We start from the raw sequence: 21,785 nt of genomic DNA on the forward strand, positions 1-21,785 counted from the left end.
TTTAAGGATGACATCAACATCAATCGGGGAATTATCGCCGATTTGGCAGCAGCTCATGCAGCAAGCCATAGAAGCTCGCAGTCGGGCTTATGTGCCTTATTCTGGTTTTCAAGTCGGAGCGGCGCTGCTGGATGCCGAAGGCGGCGTGCATTTTGGCTGTAACGTAGAGAATGCGGCTTATAGTCCGACAAACTGCGCGGAACGTACGGCATTGTTTCGGGCTATTGCAGACGGGCATCAAGCTGGCTCATTCGAAGCGATTGCGGTCGTTGGAGATACGGATACACCAATTACGCCTTGCGGCGTGTGCAGACAAGTAATGGTGGAGCTTTGCCCGCCGGACATGCCTGTCATTATGAGCAATATGAAGGGAGAATGGCGTGTATCGACAGTAGCGGAGCTGCTGCCGGGTGCCTTCTCATCGGATGCATTAACGAAAGCGTAAGAATTCGCAACGTTCTGGAAGGGGATAAAGGTACAGCTTATGAATTCATCATCGTCAGGTTCAAAAGGATCTAAAGGATCCAAGGAGAAATACCATTCCGGGTTTGTCGCCATTATTGGAAGACCAAACGTCGGCAAATCGACCTTAATTAACGAGGTCATCGGCCAGAAAATCGCCATCATGTCAGACAAGCCGCAGACAACGCGGAACAAAATTCATGGCGTCTACACAAAGGACAATTCCCAAATTGTATTCCTGGATACGCCAGGGATACACAAACCGACTTCCAAGCTAGGGGACTTCATGGTGAAGTCCGCTGTAGGCACGCTTGGCGAGGTTGACGCAGCCCTATTCCTCATCGATGCTTCAGAGGGAATTGGAGGAGGAGACCGTTTCATTATTGAGGCACTTAAGAAAATTAAGACGCCGGTGTTCCTCATCATGAACAAAATTGACAAAATTGAGCCGGAAGCGCTGCTGCCGCTCATTGTGCAATATAAAGATCTGTATGATTTTGCAGAAATTATTCCGATCTCTGCGCTGAAAGGCAATAACGTGGATACTCTTCTTAGAGTGCTCAGCGGTTATTTGCCTGAAGGGCCACAATATTATCCTGCCGATCAAGTAACGGATCATCCGGAGCAATTCGTATGTGCGGAGCTTGTCCGTGAGAAAATTCTTCATCTGACGCGCGAAGAGGTACCGCATTCCATCGCCGTTGCGATTGAAACGATGAAGGTGCAAGAGAACGGCGTCGTAAATATCGGAGCTGTTATCTATGTCGAACGTGATTCTCAGAAGGGGATCGTCATCGGCAAGCAAGGCGCATTGCTCAAGCAAGTTGGCAAAGAAGCCCGCCGCGACATCGAAACGCTGCTCGGCTCACGCGTTTTTCTGGAGCTATGGGTGAAGGTGAAGAAAGATTGGCGTAACCAAGAGCGAGTGCTGAAGGATCTTGGTTTCAGAAACGATTAGCTATTTTCCTTTCTCCGGGAAAATGTCCGTAATTTGTCTGGCATAGCGTCATCATCTTCATCGCATCCTAATCCGTGAGCAACATTCTTGAGCGCGGAAAGGATGAATACGAATGCGAGACTTTTCGTGGAAGTATTTTACGCTGACCGGGGATGTGGAAGCTTTCATGCTTTACAGGGAGATGGACGAGCAGGCAGTTTCTCCGGAAGCTGTCGGCTGCGAGGAAGAGGGAGAACCAGCGCCCGAAACGGATTCCGTTTAGGACGCGCAGGTTGGGGGAGAAGCGATATGCAGTACCGAGTCGAAGGCATTGTCATCCGGAGCATGGACTATGGGGAAGGCAACAAAATTATCACGCTGCTGACGAACACGCACGGCAAGATCGGAATTGTCGTGCGTGGCGCCAAAAAACTAAAGAGCAGGCATGGATCGCTCGTGCAATTATTTACGCATGGCGAATATCTATTCTTCCGAAACAGCGGCCTGGGTACGTTAACGCATGGTGAGATTATTGAATCTCACCATGTTTTGCGTGAACAGCTGGATAAAACTGCCTATTCTTCTTATGCCGTGGAATTAGTAGATCGCGCGCTGCAGGAAGAGGACTTGGGTTCATTCATGTATGAGCAGTTAAAGGCTTGCCTGATAGCGATTGGCGAAGGGAAGGATTTACTGATTACGATCCAGCTCTTCGAGATGAAAATTCTTGCGGCAGCCGGATACGCTCCGGATCTTAGTGCATGTATCTCATGTGGTAATGAGAGCGGTCCCATGGCACTAAGTGTAAGAGGCGGAGGCATCATCTGCGGAAGATGCCGCTACAAAGACACTTCTGCAATCGAGCTTAGCGAAGGTGCTCTTAAGCTGCTGCGATTATTCTGGCAGCTCGATATGCGCAGACTTGGCAACATTCAAGTGAAGGACGAGACGAAGCAGCAATTGAAGCACATCATGCGTTCGCTAATGGACACTCATATTGGCTTGCAGCTGAAATCCCGCTCTTTTCTGGATCAAATGGATCGTTATTCGCTGTAATTAGGCAAATTAGGCAGGAGGTACAGTTTCGATATGGCTTCGCAGTCGACACCGAGAATTTGGTCGCTGACATGGCCGATTATGATTGAGATGATGCTGCAATTCATGCTCGGAACAGCAGACACCTTGATGGTTAGCCGAATATCGGATGATGCCGTCGCTGTTGTCGGGATATCGAATATGTTCTTTAATGCAGTCATTATTTTATTCACACTTGTGACGAGCGGGGCCGGCATTCTTATCGCACAGAAGCTGGGCGGGGGCAAGCCGGACGAAGCGCGCAAAATCGGCATTATGTCAGTTTCCATCACTGTATTATTGGGCATTATCATTAGTGTTTTACTTATTTATGGGACCCCGTTATTCACAACAGCCTTGCATGTGCCGGACAATTTGAAGGGTCTGTCTCATACCTACATGTCGATCGTCGGCGGCGGAATGGTCATCACTGCGCTGAATTTATCCATGAGCACTGCTGTCAGAAATACCGGAAATACCCGATCTCCCATGTATATTGCGCTTGGTATGAATGTCCTGCATGTTGTACTGAACTACGCATTTATATTCGGGGCGTTCGGTCTGCCGGAGCTTGGACTAATGGGGGTTGGAATTTCGACCGTTATTAGCCGAACGGTAGCCTTCTTCTTCCAGCAGCATTTGTTCCGGCATGCCTTTGGAGCACCGGTCTTGCTTCGTGAATTCGGCCGCTTTCATACGAAGCTGCTCAAAGAAGTCATTAAGATCGGCTGGCCAATCAGTGTGAACGGTGCTTCATGGACATTCTCGCAGGTTGTTATTTTCAGTATCATTGCCTCCATGGGTGAACAACCGCTTGCGGCTCGTACATATATGAACACCATGGAGTCATTCGCCTTCACATTCGGTTGGTCGCTCGCGCTTGCTGCCCAAATCCAAATCGCGCATTTGTATGGAGCGAAGAAACTAAGGCAAGCATACTATAGTGCATATCGAGCCTTAGGCTTCGGGGTTATCGTTGTCCTTGCGAATACAGCCCTTCTGCTGTTGTTCCGAACATCGATCATTTCCACATTTACCAAGGATCCTTGGATTATCGAAATGGCAGTGTCCCTCCTTTGGCTTAATTTAGCACTGCAGCCCGGCAAAATGCTGAATATGGCACTTGGTCAGTCACTTGGTGCTGTAGGCGACAGCCGTACGGTTATGACTTACTCGTTGCCGAGCATGTGGATCATTGCGGTTGGGGTTTCTTATATACTTGCAGTCCCGATGCAATGGGGGCTCTATGGCATTTATATAGGGATGATCAGCGACGAATATCTGCGCGGAGCGTTATGTTATTTGAGGTGGCGCAAGCATCGCAAGAAGCTGTTGTTTGCTGAAGCATTCCGTGAAGATAGGAAGCTCGGCACCGGCGGAAATAGCAGTGATGCTGTGCCGCTGTAGGTGAATAAAGTTTCTCGTTGACACAAGTGGTTAGAATTGCTAAGATAGGATATTATGAAATATGAACGATGATGGAGAAAGTAATCACGTACAGTCGTCAGACAAGCGAGCCGGGGGCAGTGGGAGCCTGGTCGGACGTTCGCGATGAAAGGCACTCCGGAGTTTATGCAAGCTTAGAAAAGAGGGTTTTCAAGCATCCGTGCGGATTAGCGCTTGAAGACCAAGTAGGGTGGAACCGCGGGAGCGTAATAGCTTTCGTCCCTATGTCTGATATCAGACGTAGAGGCGAAGGCTTTTTTATATGCCTTTACATACGTATCGTTCAGACGCCATGCACGGCAAACAATTCGATAGGAGATGAATGACATGAACTTTCAAAACATGATTCTGACGCTGCAGCAGTTCTGGGCGGAACAAAATTGCATTCTCGTTCAGCCATACGACACCGAGAAGGGTGCAGGCACGATGAACCCGATGACATTCCTTCGTTCGATCGGCCCTGAGCCATGGAACGTTGCGTATGTGGAGCCGTCCAGAAGACCGGCAGACGGCCGTTATGGCGAGAACCCGAACCGTCTATATCAACATCATCAGTTCCAAGTCATCCTTAAGCCATCCCCGGACAACATTCAAGAGCTGTATCTGGAAAGCTTGAAGCGCCTAGGCGTGGATCCGCTTCACCATGATATTCGTTTTGTTGAAGACAACTGGGAATCGCCTACACTTGGCGCTTGGGGTCTTGGCTGGGAAGTTTGGCTGAACGGCATGGAAATTACGCAGTTCACGTATTTCCAACAAGTCGGCGGCATTGATGCCAACCCGGTAGCGGTTGAAATCACGTACGGTATGGAGCGTCTGGCTTCGTACATTCAGGAGAAAGAAAATGTGTTCGATCTGGAGTGGGTAGACGGCGTAACCTATGGTGATGTCTTCCTGCAGCCGGAGTTCGAGCATTCGAAATATACATTCGAAACTTCCGACACGGCAATGCTCTTCTCGCTCTTCAACATGTACGAGGAAGAAGCGAAGAAAACGATGGAGCATAAGCTTGTTTTCCCGGCTTACGATTATGTGCTTAAATGCTCACATACATTCAACTTGCTTGATGCAAGAGGGGCAATCAGCGTAACGGAGCGGACCGGTTACATTATGCGCGTTCGTAACCTGGCACGTGCATGCGCGGCGACTTACCTGGAAGAACGCGAACGCCTCGGATTCCCGATGTTGAAGAAAGGAGTGAACGATAATGGCTAAAGACCTTTTGCTTGAAATCGGCTTAGAAGAGGTACCGGCACGTTTCGTCCGCGGTGCGATGAATCAATTGAAAGAAAAGATGGCCAAATGGCTGGAAACGTCCCGTATTGGTCATGGTGCTGTGGAAGCTTATGCGACTCCGCGCCGCCTTACCGTCCTCGTTCGCGATGTAGAAGAGAAGCAGGCGGACGTAAGTGAAGAAGTGAAAGGTCCTTCCCGCAAAATCGCACTGAACGAGCAGGGCGAATGGAGCAAAGCGGCACTGGGCTTCGCTCGCAGCCAAGGCGTGGCACCTGAGGATTTCTTCTTCAAGGAGCTTGCAGGCGTAGAGTATATCTACGCGAACAAGAGCAGCATCGGTACAGTAACAAGCGATGTGCTCCCGGAAGGTTTGGTTTCGCTTATCACCTCGATGTCATTCCCGAAGAACATGCGCTGGGGCAACTACGATCTTCGTTTCGTGCGTCCGATTCGCTGGCTGGTAGCATTATTCGGCGAGGATATCGTTCCGATCGAAATTACGGCTGTACAGAGCGGCAGAACGACTCGCGGCCATCGTTTCTTGGGCAGCGAAGCCGTCATTGCAGAGCCTTCGCAATATGTGGAGCGTCTGAGAGAGCAGCAGGTTCTCGTAGATACCGCTGAGCGTGAAGCGCTGATCGTTTCGCAAATAAATGCACTTGCAGCCGAGAAGGGTTGGCAAATTGGCATTAAAGAAGATTTACTCGAGGAAGTGGTATTCCTCGTTGAAACTCCGAATGTCTTGTTCGGTACGTTTGATCCGTCGTTCTTGAACATTCCACAGGAAGTGCTTATTACTTCGATGCGCGAGCATCAGCGTTACTTCCCGGTATTGGACGACAACGGCAAGCTGCTGCCATTCTTCGTAACGGTTCGCAACGGCGATCGCACTTCGATCGAAAATGTTGCTAAAGGAAATGAGAAGGTGCTGCGCGCACGTCTGTCGGATGCGAAGTTCTTCTATGCTGAAGATCAAAAGCTCGCCATCTCCGATGCGCTTGCGAAGCTTACATCGATCGTCTACCATGAGGAGCTAGGTACAGTTGCAGATAAAGTCGCTCGCATCGTAGCTACTACCGAGAAGCTATCGCAGGCACTGAGCACGGATGCTCAAACTGCAACGGATGCGGCTCGGACTGCAGCGATTTGCAAATTCGACTTGGTGACACAGATGGTCTACGAATTCCCTGAGCTTCAAGGCATCATGGGCGAAGATTATGCACGTAAAGCCGGTGAGAGCGAGTCGGTTGCCAGAGCGATTAATGAGCATTATCAGCCGCGTTTTGCCGGTGACAGAGCACCTGCTTCATTGGTAGGAGCGCTGGTGAGCCTCGCGGACAAAATCGATACCATTGTCGGCTGTTTCTCCATTGGAATCCTGCCAACAGGTTCGCAAGATCCCTATGCACTGCGTCGTCAAGCTGCCGGTATCGTCCAAATCGTGCTTGCTCACGGTCTGAAGCTGCCGCTTAGCACACTATTTGATCTGTCGCTTGAAGTTCATGCTGCGCGTTCGTTGAAACGTGATGCGGCTGAAATACGTAAAGACTTGTATGAATTTTTCTCGCTCCGCGTGAAGAACGTGCTGTCGGAGCAAAGCGTTCGGTACGACGTAGTCGATGCAATAATGGCGGTTGGTTACAATGATTTGCGTCAGACGGTTGACCGTGCAGCTGCTGTAATGGCTGCTGCTGCAGGAGATCGCCGCGAAGAGTTTAAAACTGTGGTTGATTCGCTTAACCGAGTTTGCAACCTTGCTGCGAAAGCAACGTCTAAGGAAATAAGTGAAAGCTTGTTCGTGGACGAGGCGGAAGGCGCTCTATATCGTGCTTGGTCAGAGGTTCGTGACGACATAGCCGTTCAGGTGGAAGAAGGTCGTACAGCAGAGGCGCTTGCAAAACTTGCCAGCCTGAAGACGCCGATCAACGTATACTTCGATAAAGTCATGGTAATGGCTGAGGACGAAGCTGTGCGGGCTAACCGTCTTGCAACACTTGCTGCCATTGCGAGCAGTGTCGTGAAAGTAGCGGATTTTTCGAAGCTTGTTTGGTAAGTGTTTTTCCGCAGGAAAAGACACTACTTTGGACTAACTTGTTTTTCCGCAGGAAAAGACACTACCTTGGACTAACTTGTTTTTCCGCAGAAAAGACTCGGGAGGGGAAGAAATGGCTACAGATTCGCAGCCTGAAGTGATTATTTACGTCGTTTCCGATTCCGCCGGTGACACCGGCGAGCTTGTCGTCCGGGCTGCGATAGCCCAATTTCATCCCATTAACGCCGATATCCGCAGAGCGCCGTTCGTCCATGACGAAGCGTCGCTCGAGCGGTTCGTGCTGCAAGCTAAGGAGCATGGTGCTATCATGCTCTATACGCTTGTGCTTCCGGGGCTGCGTGACCGAATGGTGGAGTTTGCCCGCATTCACGAGGTAACCGCCATCGATTTGCTTGGCTCGCTAATCACGAGTCTCGAAAGCAAAACAAACCGCAAATCTAGGCAAGAACCCGGACTCAATCATGTGCTCGACGAGGATTATTTCCGCAAAGTGGAAGCTGTTGAATTCGCCGTCAAGTACGATGATATGCGCGATACGACCGGTATTCTGAAGGCGGACATTGTGCTCGTCGGTGTTTCGCGCACATCCAAGACACCACTTTCTATGTATTTGGCGCATAAGCAGTTCAAGGTGGCTAATGTTCCGCTCATGCCGGAGCTTGACCCGCCTGATGAACTGTTCCAAATTCCCAAAGAGAAAGTAGTCGGTCTTACCATTGATATCAATTATTTGAATGGCATTCGCAAAGAACGATTGAAAGCATTGGGGTTGCCGGACAGCGCTGCATATGCAACGACAGCCCGGATCGAGCGAGAGCTGAAATATGCGGCGCAAATCACAGATCGCATCGGTTGTTTAGTCATTGATGTCTCCCATCGAGCTGTCGAAGAAACAGCAAGTCTGATTTTGGAATATATAGAATCCAATTGATGCAAGGGTGGGTGCAGGATTTTTTGGTTATTTGCCGTATATAATAGTACGGTAGTTACAAGAAGATGCGGTGATGCAACGAATGACAGCCATACCAACGATTGTAGTAGATGCTGATGCGTGTCCGGTTAAGCGGGAAATTGTCGAAGTGGCGCGAAAATTTGCGGTTCCTGTTCTGATGGTGGCTTCTCATGACCATCGGCTCCAAGAAGAAGAAGGTGTTGCGATTATGCAGGTCGATCGAAGTGACCAGTCTGTCGATTTGTATATCGTCAACCATATTCGGCGCGGCGATATTGTCGTCACGCAGGATTTTGGACTGGCTACCATTGTATTGTCGAGAGGCGCGATTGCACTATCTCCGCGCGGTCAACAATATGATGACAGCAACATCGATTATCTAATGGAGCGCAGGCACGAGCTGGCGAAGAGACGTCGAAGCGGCGGAAGAACGAAAGGGCCAAAGGCGATGTCTAACGATGACCGTGCTTATTTTCTGCAAAACCTGACAAAAGTTTTGCAAACTCGGCAGGAGAATGCCAAGCCGTAGCGAATAGTATTACTTGTCATTTAGGATGAAGGTGAAGGTGTATGGCTTACGGGAAAATACCGGATTCTGTCATTGAAGCGGTGCTTAAGCATCACGATATAGTAGAAACGGTAGGAAAGTACGTTCACCTCTCGAAGCACGGGAAATACATGAAGGGGCTTTGCCCGTTTCATTCAGAGAAATCCCCGTCGTTTACCGTCACCCCGGAGAAGGGTATTTTTTACTGCTACGGGTGCGGTAAAGGCGGCAACGCCATTAAGTTTATTGAGGAGATTGAGGAGTATTCGTTCCCGGAAGCTATTCGTGTAATGGCCGAGGAAGCGAATATACCCATCACCTGGTCAGGGTCGCAGGAACGTCAACAATCCGCTGATGGGGGAGATCGCGACACTCTGATTGAAGCGCATGAGCTGTCCGTTAAGTTGTATCATTATTTATTAATGAATACGACGCATGGGCAGACTGCTCTGCAATATTTACGCAATCGTGGGGTAACGGATAAGCAAATCGATCATTTTATGATTGGGTATGCGCCTCCGGAATGGGACACACTTACGCGTTTTCTCGAGAAGCGGGAATACGATCTCGCGCTGATGGAGAAAGGCGGACTGCTTATTGCCAAGCAGGACAAGAGCGGCTACATTGACCGGTTTCGTGATCGAATCATGTTTCCGATCTGGAACCGTGATGGCAAGGTTATCGCCTTGGCAGGCAGAATGCTCGGTGAAGGTCAACCGAAATATTTGAACTCACCGGAGACCATGCTGTTTAACAAGAGCCGTAACCTGTATAACTTCCATCATGCCCGAACAGCTATGCGTAAGAGCAGGCGAATTGTTCTGTTTGAAGGTTATATGGATGTCATCAAGGCGTGGAGCGCAGGCGTGCATAACGGTGTAGCCTCTATGGGTACGGCACTGACAGAAGAGCATGCCTCGATATTGCAGCGCAATGTTGAAGAGGCGGTGCTCTGTTATGATGGCGATAATGCTGGACAAGCTGCGGTGCTGAAGACAATCCCGCTTTTGGAGCGAGTGGGTTTGCGCGTTCAGGTTGCAATGCTGCCCAGAGGCATGGATCCGGATGAGTACATTGAGAAGCATGGAGCAGATGCGTTCATGCGAGAAACGATTGAACATCCGGTATCTGCAACGAAATTTAGACTACTATATGCTAAGAAAAACCATATACTCCTAGAAGAAGAGGGACAGAAGAACTACCTGCTCGAAGCGGTCGGCATCATTGCCGTGCTCGATTCTCCGACAGAGCGGGAGTTTTATTTGAAAGAGCTGTCCCGTGAGTTCGATATGTCTCTGGATTCATTGAAGCAGGACTGCTTTGATCGACGGCAGCAGCTGCAAAAAATGAAACCGCAAAGGGATAATAACGACAATTCGTGGAATAATGGTAGGAATGAAAACCGCGAGAACCGTCGTACGTCCTCTGCACCGCCTGTTTTGCCTGCTTATCAGGTCGCTGAACGCAAGCTGCTTGCGCAGATGCTGCAGGATGCTGATACAGCAAACACGGTGCATCAGAAGCTCGGAGAGGCTTTTAATGTAGAGGATCACGCAGCGCTTGCTGCTTACTTATATGCTTACTATGCGCAAGGACATGATCCGGATGTTAGTCGGTTTATCGCTTCGCTCCAAGATAGCCGACTTGAACGGACAGCTGCTTCAATATTGATGACGGACGATGATATTCCGTTCGATGAGCATTTGCTTGTTGATTATGTGAATGAAATCTTGAAGGTGCCAAAGTTTCGGGAAATCGAACAGCTGAAAGAAGCGATGGTACGCGCGGAACGTTCCGGGGACATGTTGAAAGCAGCACAAATTGCAATTGAAATGAATGCCCTAGAGAGACAGCTAAAAGGTCGGCAGGATGATCGTTTCTAGGGAGGAGGGAGTCGGATTATGGCGAATGATCAACATACTGAATTGGATACTGAACAGAAGCTGGAACTCGTCAAGGAACAGCTGATTGAACATGGGAAGAAAAGATCCTCCTTAACGTACAAAGAGATTATGGAGAAGCTCTCACCTTTCGATCAGGATCCGGAACAAATCGATGAGTTTTTCGAGCAACTCGATGATATCGGCATTGAAGTGGTGAATGAGAACGATGATCTTCCGATTAGCAATCGGGATGACCAAGAGCGTGAACATGACGACTTCAACTTCGATGATGATCTGGCGCTCCCGCCCGGCATCAAAATCAACGATCCGGTTCGCATGTATTTGAAAGAAATCGGACGTGTACCGCTGCTATCGGCAGATGATGAAGTCGAGCTCGCTAAGCGGATTGAGAATGGGGACGAAGAAGCGAAGCGCAGACTAGCTGAAGCGAACCTCAGACTCGTGGTCAGTATCGCCAAACGTTATGTTGGACGCGGCATGCTGTTTCTGGATCTCATTCAAGAAGGCAACATGGGTCTAATCAAAGCGGTTGAGAAGTTTGACCATACCAAGGGCTACAAGTTCAGTACTTATGCTACTTGGTGGATCAGACAAGCGATTACGCGTGCGATTGCAGACCAAGCACGTACGATCCGGATTCCGGTTCATATGGTCGAAACGATTAATAAACTTGTTCGGGTTTCCCGTCAGTTGCTGCAGGAACTTGGACGTGAGCCAAGCCCGGAAGAAATTGCGGCTGAAATGGATTTGAGCACCGAGAAAGTGCGTGAAATCATGAAGATCGCACAGGAGCCGGTATCGCTTGAAACGCCGATCGGGGAAGAAGATGATTCACATCTTGGCGACTTCATCGAGGATCAAGAGGCACTCGCGCCGGCAGATGCCGCGGCATACGAGCTGCTGAAGGAACAGCTGGAGGACGTGCTGGATACGCTCACGGAGCGTGAAGAGAACGTACTGAGACTTCGTTTCGGACTTGATGACGGTCGTACACGTACGCTGGAGGAAGTCGGCAAAGTATTCGGCGTTACACGTGAGCGGATTCGTCAGATTGAAGCGAAAGCACTTCGCAAGCTTCGTCATCCATCGAGAAGCAAACGTTTGAAAGATTTTCTCGAATAACAACCAGGACCTTTCTGCTTGAAGCAGCAAGGTCTTTTTTCCACCTTGTGAAATCGATAGGTGTCACTTCTAAGAATCCACCATGAGAGGAATCACTGTGACGTTATGGATCAAGAGCGCCGCAAGACTATCGTAAGAGAGATCGAGCATTGGCAGCGCAGTAAACTGCTTCCCGAGCAATATTGTGATTTTCTGCTCAACTTGTATTTGGAAGAAGGGGAGAAGCGCGCTCCGACTACCTTTGCGGGTCGAGCAGCGGTTGCGGTGAAAGGAGCGTCTGTTAAACAGTGGCTCCTGACATTTGGTATTTTTTCCTTGATCTGTTTTGTTTTTCTTTATTTTACTGTTTTTCATCCGCTATTGCAAATTGCGCTGTCGATTACCGGCGTCTACATCTTGCTCTTCATTGGACAACGATATCGTGCCAAAAACGAGTCTGTAGGAATAGGATTAATCGGGACCGGGATGCTGCTTATGTTGGGTGCAGGCTTATACATGCTGCAGTTACATGCGCTCGAAGCATGGGGATGGAAAGCTGGACTACTTGCTTTCTGTTCGTTATTTTGGATCGCATTTGGTATTGGAGGCCGAATTCCGCTGTTGCATTTATGCGGCTGGATGGCTTCCTTCCTCGTATATGCATGGCTGTTGTCAAACAATACGGAATCGCCCAAATGGTTCGAAATCCAGCTGTACTGGCTGCCGGCTTCGTTCGTATTTGGCTGGTGCAGCTGGTTCTTCCATCGCTGGTCAAGACCGGTGGCATCGATACTGTTTGTTGCCTGTGCGCTCGTCTGGTTCATGCCTGAGCTGTACGCTGCTGTGTTCGCAGATGCGGAGTTTGGATTACAGCTTCAATTAATGGTCAAAATTATGGCGGGGGGAGCACTGCTCTTCTCCCTTCGAAAACAATGGATTGCGTGGGTTGCATGAGATGATAAAGTTGTCTAAACGTTTACAGCAAATTGCAGATCTGGTCTCGGCACAAACACGAGTTGTAGATATTGGTTCCGACCATGCGCTGCTGCCGGTGTACCTGCTGCAAAGCGGTAAATGTCCATCCGCTATCGCGGGAGAGTTGAATACTGGGCCGTTTCAAGCTGCTAAGAGACAGGTAGCAGAAGCGGGTCTGACGAAGAAGATTGAGGTTCGACAAGGCGATGGACTAGCTGTTCTTGCCCCAGGAGAAGCAGACACGGTTACGATTGCCGGAATGGGCGGCAGCTTGATGGCAGACATCTTGGAGGCTGGTCGTCAGGCCGGCAAACTGGAAGGCGTTCGTGAGCTGGTGCTTCAGCCGAATGTCGGCGAAGAGATCGTTCGGAAGTGGCTCGTGCAGCACGGTTATGTCCTGCAGGATGAAATGATTCTGGAAGAGGATGGCCGTATCTATGAAGTACTGCATGCGCTGCATGAGCAACATAGCCCAACTTCGATTACTAATGAAGGCGTATATCATGCGTCGTTCCTGGAAATTCCGTCTATGACAGAGGCCGCGAAGCAGGAATGGCTCTACCGGATGGGTCCCTATTTGCTGCGACAGCCGAGCGATTGGCTTCACAACAAATGGCAGCATGAGCACGGGAAGCTCGATCGGATTTGCCGTCAATTGGGGCAGTCGGATCTCGCGGAATCGCGTGAGAAGGAAGCACAGCTGCGCGGTGAAATGAAAGGGATTGAGGAGGTGCTGTCATGTTTGCGAACGGCCAAACCGTCATCCAGCTAATCGAGCAGCTGGCTCCCAAACATATCGCAATGGAGAACGATAAGATCGGTCTTCAGCTCGGAACTCTGCAGAAGGTAGTCAGTAAGGTGCTTGTCGCACTCGATGTTACCGACGAGGTAGTGGATGAAGCCATTGCACTCGGCGCAGAACTGATCATCGCCCATCATGCGATAATTTATAGACCCCTTGCGAAGCTGGATACTTCAACTCCGGCAGGCAAGCTGTACGAGAAGCTAATCAAGAACGATATCGCCGTTTATATCGCGCATACCAATCTTGATGTAGCGGACGGCGGAATTAATGACTGGATGGCTGATCTGCTCGGATTGCCGGCCGAAGGCCGCGCTTCCCTTGAAGATGTTCATTCAGACAAGCTGTTCAAGCTGGTCGTCTTTGTTCCGAAAACGCATCACGAACAAGTGCTTCAAGCGATTTGGAATGCCGGGGCAGGAGAAATCGGCGGCTATAGCCAGTGCAGCTTTAATATCGAAGGCGTCGGCACCTTCCTGCCCGGTGATACTGCCGAACCGTTTATCGGGGAGAAGGGCAAGCTTGAGCGCGTACAGGAAATCCGCGTGGAAACGATTGTACCTGCAAGCGTGCAGCGTAAAGTTGTACAAGCCATGCTGAAGGCGCATCCCTACGAGGAAGTGGCTTATGATTTGTATCCAGTCGATATGAAAGGCCGCGTATTCGGACTCGGCCGCGTAGGCAAGCTGCCTGCGGCAGTGAAGCTTCGTGAGCTTGCTGAACGGGCAAAAGCCGTATTCGAGGTTCCGGCACTGCGCGTCGTCGGCGATCTGGATCGCGATGTACGCAAAGTGGCGGTACTTGGCGGCTCCGGTGCCAGATATGTACGCCATGCGTTGTTTGCCGGCGCTGATGTGCTTGTAACGGGTGATATGGATTACCATACAGCGCATGATGCAGCGATGGCAGGGCTGTCGATTATCGACCCCGGCCACAATATTGAGAAGCTGATGAAGCCTCGCGTTGCCGATTGGCTGCGCCGAGAGCTCCAGCAGCGGAAATATGCGACTGAGGCGATTGCCTCACAGGTGGAGACAGAACCGTTCCAATTCCTGTAATCATAAATCGTCGCCTGGATGGAAATGAATCAGACCTTGAGCTTTTCCTTCGATCAGCGTATACTGTGTTGTACACGGAAAGTTTGACAGACAATCGCTGGCGGCCTTGTTGCCGCGAGAGGAAAGTCCGGGCTCCGTAGGGCAAAGATGCTGGATAACGTCCAGTCGGCGCGAGCCGAAGGATAGTGCCACAGAAATGGACCGCCGATGGCCGGATGCAAATCCGGTACAGGTAAGGGTGGAACCGTGGTGTAAGAGACCACGAGCGCCATTGGTGACAATGGGGCTGGTAAACCCCATCTGGAGCAAGACCGAGAGAACGCAGCAGCCTAGAGCTGCACCTCTGCCCGGGGAGCGTTCGGGTTGGTCGCTTGAGCTGATTAGCAATGATCGGCCTAGATAGATGATTGTCGCTTCAAACGTGGGAGGGTAGTTCCCGTCACACCACAAGAGGCACAGAACCCGGCTTACGGCAAGCTTTCCACATGCTCAAGAAACCCGCAAGGCTTATGCCTTGCGGGCTTCTTCGTTTTCGACGAAGACCGTCTGACGCTAAACAGGTCAGACGGTTTTCATCCTATTTATTCATATTTGCTCGCGATCTGAGCCAAGCGCCGTTCAACCTGCTGCGGAAATTGCTGCAGCGATACTTTCGACTGCTGCGCGGCTTTCAGCGCATTGACGACGTCGATTTGGCCGTAGCCGAAGTACTTATCCTTGCCTTTGTCGCCGAGATCCTTGGCAGACTTTCGCATGATATCCATGACTTCAACATTGGTCAGATCCGGATTGATCGACCGAATGAGCCCGGCAAGTGCGGCTACATGCGGACTTGCCATTGAAGTGCCGGAGAGCGCAGCATATTGGCTGCCCGGATAGGTGCTGGCGATGCTGAAGCCCGGTGCGGCTACATCGATATAACTTCCGTAGTTGGAGAATGTCGAGCGTGTGCCGTCCGAATTTGTGGAAGCTACTGCGAACACCTCGGGATATGCAGCTGGATAGCCGGGGCGCTCCGTATTATCATTGCCGCTAGCCGCTATTAGCACAACACCTTTGTCATAGGCGTATTTGATCGCATCGTGCAGAAACTGAGCTTCTGCATAGTTGCCCAAACTCATATTAATGACTTTGGCCCCATGATCAGTTGCCCATATGACGCCTTCCGCGACCGTGTAGGTAGAGCCTGCGCCGCTGCTGTCCAGCACTTTGACCGGTAACACTTTGTTGTACCAGGTCATGCCCGCGACGCCTTCTCCGTTATTGACTGCGGCAGCGATGATCCCTGCGACATGTGTGCCGTGACCGACATCGTCATCCGGCGGCGCATCTGGGATGACCAGATTGGTGCCTTTTGCAAGCTTGCCTTTCAGATCGGGATGATCCATTTGCACGCCGGTATCCAGTACCGCAATAACGACATTATTGCTGCCTTTTGAAACATTCCAGCCTTTCTCCGTTTCGATGACAGGCAGATTCCATTGATATTCCGAATAAAGCGCATCGTTAGGGATAATATCCGATGCCTCATTAGTCATATATAAGTAGTGAGGCTCGGCATACACGACGTGCCAGCTCGTTTTGAAGTAACGCATCATCGATTCCGCATCCATCACTCTGGAGCGGAAAACATACGTATACCCAAGCTTTTTCATGGAGAGAGCGGTAATATCCTGTTTGATTTGAGCTAATTGATCTACCGTTGGTGGTTGACGGAACTTTACCACAACCTCGTTCATATGGTAGTGACTGGCATTGCCGTTGTCTTCACCGCTTCTAACCGTAATATCTTCCGTAGAGTTCGGTTTGACAGACTCGATCTTGTATTTGCCTTCAGCCGGATAAGGGACAAGCCGCAAATTGCGCTGTTGGTGGCCTTGTACTTTCGTTACGATGTCCTGCAGCAGAATAGCCGCAATGCCGTCTCCTCTGTGCAACGTATCAGGCTCACCGATGATCATGTATCGATGTCCGTTTAATTGAAGCGGAGAGGAGGAATAAGCCTTCCCTGCAATGACATGCTGCTTCGCTTTCATCATTTCTTCATTGAGCTGGGATAAAGCAGGTTTGCTGCCTTTCGTGATGGAATGACTTTGATGTCTCCACCAGACGTAAATCATCTGTTTATGCATCTTCATTAAGTGCGTGAGATGATGCTCATTCGTTGCTGCTGAGGCTTCATGCTTCATCAGCTTCTGGAAATTCTTCGCGCACTCCGCATGGCATAGAACTGCCGTAGCATCCATATCATGCTTTACCGTTGCCAGCTTGAGCTGACGCTCACGGTGCGCGGACATGGTGCGCATTTCGGGTTTCTTTTCTTTATTGTCGGGACTTGGCGAGCTGAACCAAGGTGTGAGCGGAATGAGCAATGCGGCAGCTGCCAGAATACAAAACCAGCCGACCCATTTGCGCCTCGTCATGGTGAATACCCCCTTGAATAACTGTACTTGCTAGGTTTGACTGGAAGCCCAATGGGCTGCTTGTCTTAGGGTGACGTCGTGCAGGTGAAAATATACGGGGGCGATTCGGCAATCCGGAGTACCATCTGTTTGCTATTTGTGGTACGATGTTGATGATTTAAGTATTGTTTGCGATGATGAAAGGGGATCTACCATAATGCCTTCGACTAACGTAAAAGCGATTAGCGAATCAACGAGAGACAAATTAAAACTTGCGGTCGGCCATTTGGAGACGTTTCTGAACCAGTATGCGCTTCCACAGCTAACAGAAGAAGATCAAGGAAGCGATTCCGAGCTTTTCTATAAAGGTTTGCTGGCAGACCTCAGACACATGCTTGTATTCTCCGAAGTTGCTTACGAAAAATTGGGTGTGGCGATAAGACGTCCTAATTTCGATATTGATTTTGCAGAACGTGGTCTATACGAAGCGTATCATCAATGTGTAAATGCATTTTTCTACCCTAAGAACGAATGTTATTCCGAGGATGGCCGTTACGCTTACACTGGACAAGATGCGATCCGTTTCCGTAAGAAGCCGGTACGTGCCGCTCGTGATATCGTACTTACTGTATCGAAAATTTATGAAGAGCTCCGCGATGATCTATCCTACTATGAGAGCGACTACATGACTCAGCGCCGTATGCAGGGTCAAAAATAAGGAAAGCATACATCACCCCCGGTACGGGCAACTTGATACCGGGGGTGATTTTTATGCCGAATGGCGTAAGCTGCAGTGTTGCCAACTGTTCGTTCTGGAAAGAAGGAAATCAGTGCAATGCCGCGAAAATTGAAATCGACATCGACAGTCATGCGAACAATCATTTCGGATCTGAATTTGCTGAAGAGGGCTTTGGAGGTAACCATCAGGATACCGCAACGAATCAGGCAGCTACCTGCTGCCATACCTTTAAAGCGAAGGAGTGAGGCTTGATGGAACGCGAATCAGAAGGGCAGTTCTCCCATAGCCCGCATGATGACTCATCGACTAATCCTTTGTATCATCCAGACATGAAGGCTTACAACGAAGAAATGTCTGCCGAAATTGCTGTACCGCGTCAGGCGATCCATTCCTATCCAACCCGCGAAAGCAATCATCTCACGAATGATGCAGTTCGTGAAACGAAGTCTGCCGGCCGTGCTACAGGCTGGGCAGCGCTTATATTAGCGGCATTGTCATGGGTGGTATGGCCTGTAGTGCTCGGTGCTACGGCAATCATTGTCGGTTTCATTGCTTACAGGCAGGGTGCTCGAGGTCTTGGCGTTTGGTCCATTACGCTCGGATTTATAGCCGCTGCTGCTTACTTGGTCCTTGTTCCCCTTTATTACGCGATAACCTAATGGATCTGAAGCCGGTCAGAGATTAATCTCTGCCGGCTTCTTTCATGAAAACACATCATAACTTAATAAACTGCTTTATATTAGCCGGGACTAATTGCTTACTGGCGGATCCTGCAAAAAAGTTGTAAAATAGTGTTATCTAATGTCGAATTGCCAAAGTGAATGTGGAGGTACACCATGAGCATTGATCCGCGAATAATGAAATCATTGCTGCAATTGCAGATGATGCCTAGTCTGGATCTGAACGGTAATGAGAATGTCCTATCTTCTGCGAGCGGCCAAGACGGTTCCTCCATGTTCGATTCATTGCTTCAGCAATACATGGCGGGCGGGACAGGCACTTCGGCGCTTGCTGACATGACTGCACAGCCAGGAATGATCTCACTCGAGGCGCTGAGCGGTTTAGTCCCTATGATTCAATCTGCAGCAGCTCAAAGCTCTACTGACGGCGACAGCAGACCATCAGAATTTGATGCCTATATTCATGCTGCCGCATCCAAATATGGTATTGATCCAACACTTATTAAAGCGGTCATACATACGGAATCCTCCTATAATCCAAACGCGGAATCCTCTGCCGGGGCGAAGGGGCTTATGCAGCTAATGGATGGCACCGCTCGTGGTCTTGGCGTTACGAATTCCTTTGATCCGCAGCAAAATATTGAAGGCGGAACTAAATTCCTTGCTTATCTCATGCGTAAGTATGAAGGTAATGAACAAACGGTCTTAGCTGCTTATAATGCCGGTCCGGGCAGAGTAGACCGTGCGGGAATTAAGAGCAATGAAGACTTTGCGGCGATGATGTCATTGCTGCCTCATGAGACACAGCGCTATGTAGCCAAAGTACAGCGCGCCAAAGATCAATACGACAGTTCCATTTAAGCATGCCGACGAAGCCGCAGAAGAACTTTAACGGCTGGAGAGAATAAGAGATCACGGAGATCGTTGTGATTAGGGACAAGAAGCCATGTACCCTTCACAGCATTTTCGCTGATCTTTTTCGTTTGTTGTCAGAAGGATGAGAGGAAGCTGGATAAGATGTATTATTTTGATCACTGTGCTTCTACGCCTCCGCATGAAGAAGTCATCAGAACGATGGCAGAAGTCATGGCGAAGCATTATGCGAATCCGTCGTCGCTTCACAGAAGCGGCCAGGAAGCGGGTAATTTGCTGGAACGTGCAAGAGGGGCGATTGCTTCGATATTTCCGGGTACGGAAACAAAGGAATGGATATTTACCTCAAGTGGTACGGAGAGCAATAATATGGCTATTATGGGAGCGGCGAGAAGCGGTAAGAAACGCGGCAATCATTTGATTACAACGGTTGTGGAGCATCCCTCTGTATATGAAGCATTCAAAGCGCTGGAGCGTGAAGGCTTTGAAGTGACGTATTTACCGGTGGATTCGTTTGGCGTTGTATCTGTATCCGACCTTGAAGCTGCATTGACGAAAGAGACCATACTGGTAAGCGTCATGCATGTAAATAATGAAGTAGGAGCGATTCAGCCGATCAGGGAAATCGGTGAGCTGCTGAAAGGACATAAAGGTGTTTGGTTCCACGTGGATGGGGTTCAAAGTGTCGGTAAACTTACGGTTGATCTTGTCGGCTCTGGCATTGATATGTTCTCGGCTTCGGCACATAAAGTGAATGGCCCACGAGGTGTTGGTTTATTATACGTCCGGCAAGTCGTGGCGTTAGAGCCTTTATTAAGAGGGGGCAGCCAGGAGCGCGACCTTCGTCCGGGTACGGAGAACGTTCCGGCAATTGTTGCTTCCGCAAAGGCGTTCCGCCTTGCCGTAGAGAGCAGCTCCGCAAGAGCAGGGCACATGTACAAGCTGAGGGAACGGCTTATTGCATCCATCAAGGAGATGCCAGAGCTGCTCATAAACGGCAGTACCGATTGTAAGCTTGGCAGCGGTGCAGCGCCGCATATCGTGCATTTCTCATACCCCGGCATGAAGCCGGAGGTTATCATTCATATGCTCGAGAAGCAGGAAATTATGGCATCGACCAAATCTGCGTGTTCATCCAAGAGCGATGAGCCAAGCCGCGTACTTCAGGCCATGCATACTTCATATGAACGAGCAGTGAGCGGAATTCGCATTAGTTTCGGGGATGAGCATGGCGAGAAAGAGCTGGATTGGCTCTGCCAGAAGCTGCGTTTGGTCGTTCAGCAGCTAAAGCCGCTCGAGAGGAAGGGGTAAACGCATCATGAATCCGGATATGATCCTAATTCGTTTCGGCGAATTTACGATGAAAGGGAAGAACCGCGACCGTTTCGATAAACGAATGGTTGAACAAGTAAGGCGAGCATTGGCAAGTTTTGTTCGTGCTGAAATTACGCGTACTTACGGAAGAATCTATATCACATTAAATGGCGAGCCTTATGAGGAAATGGCAGTAAAACTTAAAGATATTTTCGGAATTGCGACTTTCAGTCCTATTCGAAAGGTTGCGAATGAACTGGAGGCCATTCGTTCTGCCGCACTGGAAGTTATGGGGGCGCTTCCGTCGCAGCCCGCGACATTCAAAGTGTCGACAAAGCGGGTGGAGAAACAGTTTCCGCATGATACGCAAGAGATGAATCATTTGGTCGGCGGTCATGTGCTGCGTGAAACACCTGGGCTAAAGGTGAATGTTAAGGAACCTGAAGTTGAACTTCGCGTTGAAATTCAACCGGAAGGCACTTACGTCTTCAGCAGCGTCGTACAAGCCGCTGGAGGCTTCCCTTACGGCACGAACGGTAAAGCGATGCTGCTGCTCTCCGGCGGGATTGACAGCCCTGTAGCGGGCTATCTGGCGATGAGACAGGGTCTGGAGATCGAGGCGGTGCATTTTCACAGCTATCCGTTCACGAGCGATAAAGCGAAGGAGAAAGTAATTGACTTGGTCAGACGACTGTCACACTACAGCGGAGTGCCCATCAAGCTTCATTTGGTTTCGTTTACCGAGATTCAAACGGCACTGGCGCAGTCCGGACAAGATCCACTGATCATTACGCTGATGCGCCGCTCGATGCTCCGAATCGCGGAGTTGATCGCGGAACAGGTTGGTGGATTCGGTCTCGTGTCGGGAGACAGCTTAGGCCAAGTAGCTAGCCAGACGCTCGGCAGCATGAATGTTATCGGCCGTTCCACGCAGCTCCCGCTGCTTAGACCGCTCATTACGATGGATAAGAATGAAATCATTCGAATTGCCCGTAAGATTGATACGTTCGAGACATCGATTCTGCCTTATGAGGATTGTTGTACGTTGTTTGTTCCGAAATCACCAAGCACCAATCCGAATTTGGCCATAGTCGAGAAAACCGAGCAGGCGATTGCCGGGCTTGATGCGATGATTGCGGAGGCAGTTTCAAGCGTAGAAGTGATGCGTATTACGCCGGAGGTTCGGAATGCAGTTGAAACGGCAGGCGAGGATCGTTGGTTCTAAATAAA

Annotated in this window: 21 protein-coding genes and 1 other RNA gene; 21 read left to right on the forward strand and 1 reads right to left on the reverse strand. The window is 49.9% G+C overall.

Annotated features, from left to right (window positions below):
- Positions 1-7 precede the first annotated feature (7 nt).
- The 15 genes from cdd (at position 8) to rnpB (ending at position 15,032) form a co-directional block, all read left to right on the forward strand.
- Complete coding sequence (cdd, locus tag AC0YNS_RS00585; protein ID WP_475779164.1) at positions 8-445, forward strand: cytidine deaminase; 438 nt, start codon at positions 8-10, stop codon at positions 443-445.
- A gap of 39 nt (positions 446-484) precedes the next feature.
- Entirely contained in the window at positions 485-1,420 is a 936-nt protein-coding gene (gene era / locus AC0YNS_RS00590) for a GTPase Era (protein ID WP_475779165.1), read from the forward strand.
- A gap of 112 nt (positions 1,421-1,532) precedes the next feature.
- On the forward strand, positions 1,533-1,682 hold the full coding sequence (locus AC0YNS_RS00595) for a YqzL family protein (protein ID WP_475779166.1): 150 nt from the start codon (positions 1,533-1,535) through the stop codon (positions 1,680-1,682).
- A 26-nt stretch (positions 1,683-1,708) separates the two neighbouring features.
- Positions 1,709-2,455 (forward strand): DNA repair protein RecO, encoded by a 747-nt coding sequence (recO, locus tag AC0YNS_RS00600; protein ID WP_475779167.1) that lies wholly within the window; start codon positions 1,709-1,711, stop codon positions 2,453-2,455.
- A gap of 33 nt (positions 2,456-2,488) precedes the next feature.
- Complete coding sequence (locus AC0YNS_RS00605) at positions 2,489-3,880, forward strand: MATE family efflux transporter (protein ID WP_475779168.1); 1,392 nt, start codon at positions 2,489-2,491, stop codon at positions 3,878-3,880.
- A 366-nt stretch (positions 3,881-4,246) separates the two neighbouring features.
- A complete protein-coding gene (glyQ, locus tag AC0YNS_RS00610) occupies positions 4,247-5,134 on the forward strand; it encodes a glycine--tRNA ligase subunit alpha (protein ID WP_090979907.1) in 888 nt (295 codons plus the stop codon).
- Positions 5,127-7,208, forward strand: coding sequence for a glycine--tRNA ligase subunit beta (gene glyS / locus AC0YNS_RS00615; protein WP_475779169.1), 2,082 nt, complete (start codon positions 5,127-5,129; stop codon positions 7,206-7,208). The genes glyQ and glyS overlap by 8 nt, the downstream gene beginning before the upstream one ends.
- Before the next feature lie 112 nt (positions 7,209-7,320).
- Complete coding sequence (locus AC0YNS_RS00620) at positions 7,321-8,139, forward strand: pyruvate, water dikinase regulatory protein (RefSeq protein WP_475779170.1); 819 nt, start codon at positions 7,321-7,323, stop codon at positions 8,137-8,139.
- Positions 8,140-8,221: 82 nt separating this feature from the next.
- Positions 8,222-8,689: a YaiI/YqxD family protein gene (locus AC0YNS_RS00625; protein ID WP_090980160.1), complete on the forward strand. Its 468-nt coding sequence runs from the start codon at positions 8,222-8,224 to the stop codon at positions 8,687-8,689.
- Between the two features lie 41 nt (positions 8,690-8,730).
- On the forward strand, positions 8,731-10,590 hold the full coding sequence (gene dnaG / locus AC0YNS_RS00630) for a DNA primase (protein WP_475779171.1): 1,860 nt from the start codon (positions 8,731-8,733) through the stop codon (positions 10,588-10,590).
- A gap of 18 nt (positions 10,591-10,608) precedes the next feature.
- The gene (gene rpoD / locus AC0YNS_RS00635; RefSeq protein WP_090979899.1) at positions 10,609-11,733 is read left to right on the forward strand and encodes an RNA polymerase sigma factor RpoD; all 1,125 of its coding nucleotides are present in this window, start codon (positions 10,609-10,611) and stop codon (positions 11,731-11,733) included.
- Between the two features lie 105 nt (positions 11,734-11,838).
- The gene (locus AC0YNS_RS00640) at positions 11,839-12,666 is read left to right on the forward strand and encodes a hypothetical protein (RefSeq protein WP_475779172.1); all 828 of its coding nucleotides are present in this window, start codon (positions 11,839-11,841) and stop codon (positions 12,664-12,666) included.
- Position 12,667: 1 nt separating this feature from the next.
- Positions 12,668-13,459: a tRNA (adenine(22)-N(1))-methyltransferase gene (locus AC0YNS_RS00645; RefSeq protein ID WP_475779173.1), complete on the forward strand. Its 792-nt coding sequence runs from the start codon at positions 12,668-12,670 to the stop codon at positions 13,457-13,459.
- Positions 13,426-14,547: a Nif3-like dinuclear metal center hexameric protein gene (locus tag AC0YNS_RS00650; RefSeq protein WP_475779174.1), complete on the forward strand. Its 1,122-nt coding sequence runs from the start codon at positions 13,426-13,428 to the stop codon at positions 14,545-14,547. The genes AC0YNS_RS00645 and AC0YNS_RS00650 overlap by 34 nt, the downstream gene beginning before the upstream one ends.
- Positions 14,548-14,625: 78 nt before the next feature.
- An RNA gene (gene rnpB / locus AC0YNS_RS00655) (RNase P RNA component class A) lies at positions 14,626-15,032 on the forward strand.
- A 96-nt stretch (positions 15,033-15,128) separates the two neighbouring features.
- On the opposite strand, the gene AC0YNS_RS00660 is transcribed toward rnpB, so the two are convergent.
- Complete coding sequence (locus tag AC0YNS_RS00660; RefSeq protein WP_475779175.1) at positions 15,129-16,970, reverse strand: S8 family peptidase; 1,842 nt, start codon at positions 16,968-16,970, stop codon at positions 15,129-15,131.
- Positions 16,971-17,166: 196 nt separating this feature from the next.
- On the opposite strand from AC0YNS_RS00660, the gene AC0YNS_RS00665 reads away from it, so the two are divergent.
- The 6 genes from AC0YNS_RS00665 to thiI all read left to right on the forward strand — a co-directional run bounded on the left by AC0YNS_RS00665 (position 17,167) and on the right by thiI (position 21,780).
- Positions 17,167-17,667, forward strand: a complete 501-nt coding sequence (locus tag AC0YNS_RS00665; RefSeq protein ID WP_090979890.1) for a YpuI family protein — start codon at positions 17,167-17,169, stop codon at positions 17,665-17,667.
- A 53-nt stretch (positions 17,668-17,720) separates the two neighbouring features.
- Positions 17,721-17,933, forward strand: a complete 213-nt coding sequence (locus AC0YNS_RS00670; RefSeq protein WP_475779176.1) for a DUF1540 domain-containing protein — start codon at positions 17,721-17,723, stop codon at positions 17,931-17,933.
- A 6-nt stretch (positions 17,934-17,939) separates the two neighbouring features.
- Positions 17,940-18,347, forward strand: a complete 408-nt coding sequence (locus AC0YNS_RS00675; protein WP_475779177.1) for a hypothetical protein — start codon at positions 17,940-17,942, stop codon at positions 18,345-18,347.
- A 177-nt stretch (positions 18,348-18,524) separates the two neighbouring features.
- Positions 18,525-19,229 carry a lytic transglycosylase domain-containing protein gene (locus AC0YNS_RS00680; protein ID WP_475779178.1) on the forward strand — a complete coding sequence of 235 codons (705 nt, stop codon included), beginning with the start codon at positions 18,525-18,527 and terminating at the stop codon, positions 19,227-19,229.
- Positions 19,230-19,385: 156 nt separating this feature from the next.
- Complete coding sequence (locus tag AC0YNS_RS00685; RefSeq protein WP_475779179.1) at positions 19,386-20,552, forward strand: cysteine desulfurase family protein; 1,167 nt, start codon at positions 19,386-19,388, stop codon at positions 20,550-20,552.
- A gap of 7 nt (positions 20,553-20,559) precedes the next feature.
- Positions 20,560-21,780 carry a tRNA uracil 4-sulfurtransferase ThiI gene (thiI, locus tag AC0YNS_RS00690; RefSeq protein WP_475779180.1) on the forward strand — a complete coding sequence of 407 codons (1,221 nt, stop codon included), beginning with the start codon at positions 20,560-20,562 and terminating at the stop codon, positions 21,778-21,780.
- The last annotated feature ends 5 nt before the right edge of the window (positions 21,781-21,785 follow it).

Source organism: Paenibacillus sp. J22FR21 (genome assembly GCF_056269135.1).

What these genes read in the sequence shown, in the direction of transcription:
- rpoD (WP_090979899.1), top strand. Translation starts at nt 10,609, where the DNA reads ATGGCGAATGATCAACATACTGAATTGGATACTGAACAGAAGCTGGAA.
- AC0YNS_RS00595 (WP_475779166.1), top strand. Translation starts at nt 1,533, where the DNA reads ATGCGAGACTTTTCGTGGAAGTATTTTACGCTGACCGGGGATGTGGAA.
- recO (WP_475779167.1), top strand. Translation starts at nt 1,709, where the DNA reads ATGCAGTACCGAGTCGAAGGCATTGTCATCCGGAGCATGGACTATGGG.
- era (WP_475779165.1), top strand. Translation starts at nt 485, where the DNA reads ATGAATTCATCATCGTCAGGTTCAAAAGGATCTAAAGGATCCAAGGAG.
- AC0YNS_RS00680 (WP_475779178.1), top strand. Translation starts at nt 18,525, where the DNA reads ATGAGCATTGATCCGCGAATAATGAAATCATTGCTGCAATTGCAGATG.
- AC0YNS_RS00685 (WP_475779179.1), top strand. Translation starts at nt 19,386, where the DNA reads ATGTATTATTTTGATCACTGTGCTTCTACGCCTCCGCATGAAGAAGTC.
- glyS (WP_475779169.1), top strand. Translation starts at nt 5,127, where the DNA reads ATGGCTAAAGACCTTTTGCTTGAAATCGGCTTAGAAGAGGTACCGGCA.
- AC0YNS_RS00670 (WP_475779176.1), top strand. Translation starts at nt 17,721, where the DNA reads ATGCCGAATGGCGTAAGCTGCAGTGTTGCCAACTGTTCGTTCTGGAAA.
- AC0YNS_RS00640 (WP_475779172.1), top strand. Translation starts at nt 11,839, where the DNA reads ATGGATCAAGAGCGCCGCAAGACTATCGTAAGAGAGATCGAGCATTGG.
- thiI (WP_475779180.1), top strand. Translation starts at nt 20,560, where the DNA reads ATGAATCCGGATATGATCCTAATTCGTTTCGGCGAATTTACGATGAAA.
- AC0YNS_RS00645 (WP_475779173.1), top strand. Translation starts at nt 12,668, where the DNA reads ATGATAAAGTTGTCTAAACGTTTACAGCAAATTGCAGATCTGGTCTCG.
- AC0YNS_RS00620 (WP_475779170.1), top strand. Translation starts at nt 7,321, where the DNA reads ATGGCTACAGATTCGCAGCCTGAAGTGATTATTTACGTCGTTTCCGAT.
- AC0YNS_RS00625 (WP_090980160.1), top strand. Translation starts at nt 8,222, where the DNA reads ATGACAGCCATACCAACGATTGTAGTAGATGCTGATGCGTGTCCGGTT.
- AC0YNS_RS00605 (WP_475779168.1), top strand. Translation starts at nt 2,489, where the DNA reads ATGGCTTCGCAGTCGACACCGAGAATTTGGTCGCTGACATGGCCGATT.
- AC0YNS_RS00650 (WP_475779174.1), top strand. Translation starts at nt 13,426, where the DNA reads ATGTTTGCGAACGGCCAAACCGTCATCCAGCTAATCGAGCAGCTGGCT.
- dnaG (WP_475779171.1), top strand. Translation starts at nt 8,731, where the DNA reads ATGGCTTACGGGAAAATACCGGATTCTGTCATTGAAGCGGTGCTTAAG.
- cdd (WP_475779164.1), top strand. Translation starts at nt 8, where the DNA reads ATGACATCAACATCAATCGGGGAATTATCGCCGATTTGGCAGCAGCTC.
- AC0YNS_RS00660 (WP_475779175.1), bottom strand. Translation starts at nt 16,970, where the DNA reads ATGACGAGGCGCAAATGGGTCGGCTGGTTTTGTATTCTGGCAGCTGCC.
- AC0YNS_RS00675 (WP_475779177.1), top strand. Translation starts at nt 17,940, where the DNA reads ATGGAACGCGAATCAGAAGGGCAGTTCTCCCATAGCCCGCATGATGAC.
- glyQ (WP_090979907.1), top strand. Translation starts at nt 4,247, where the DNA reads ATGAACTTTCAAAACATGATTCTGACGCTGCAGCAGTTCTGGGCGGAA.
- AC0YNS_RS00665 (WP_090979890.1), top strand. Translation starts at nt 17,167, where the DNA reads ATGCCTTCGACTAACGTAAAAGCGATTAGCGAATCAACGAGAGACAAA.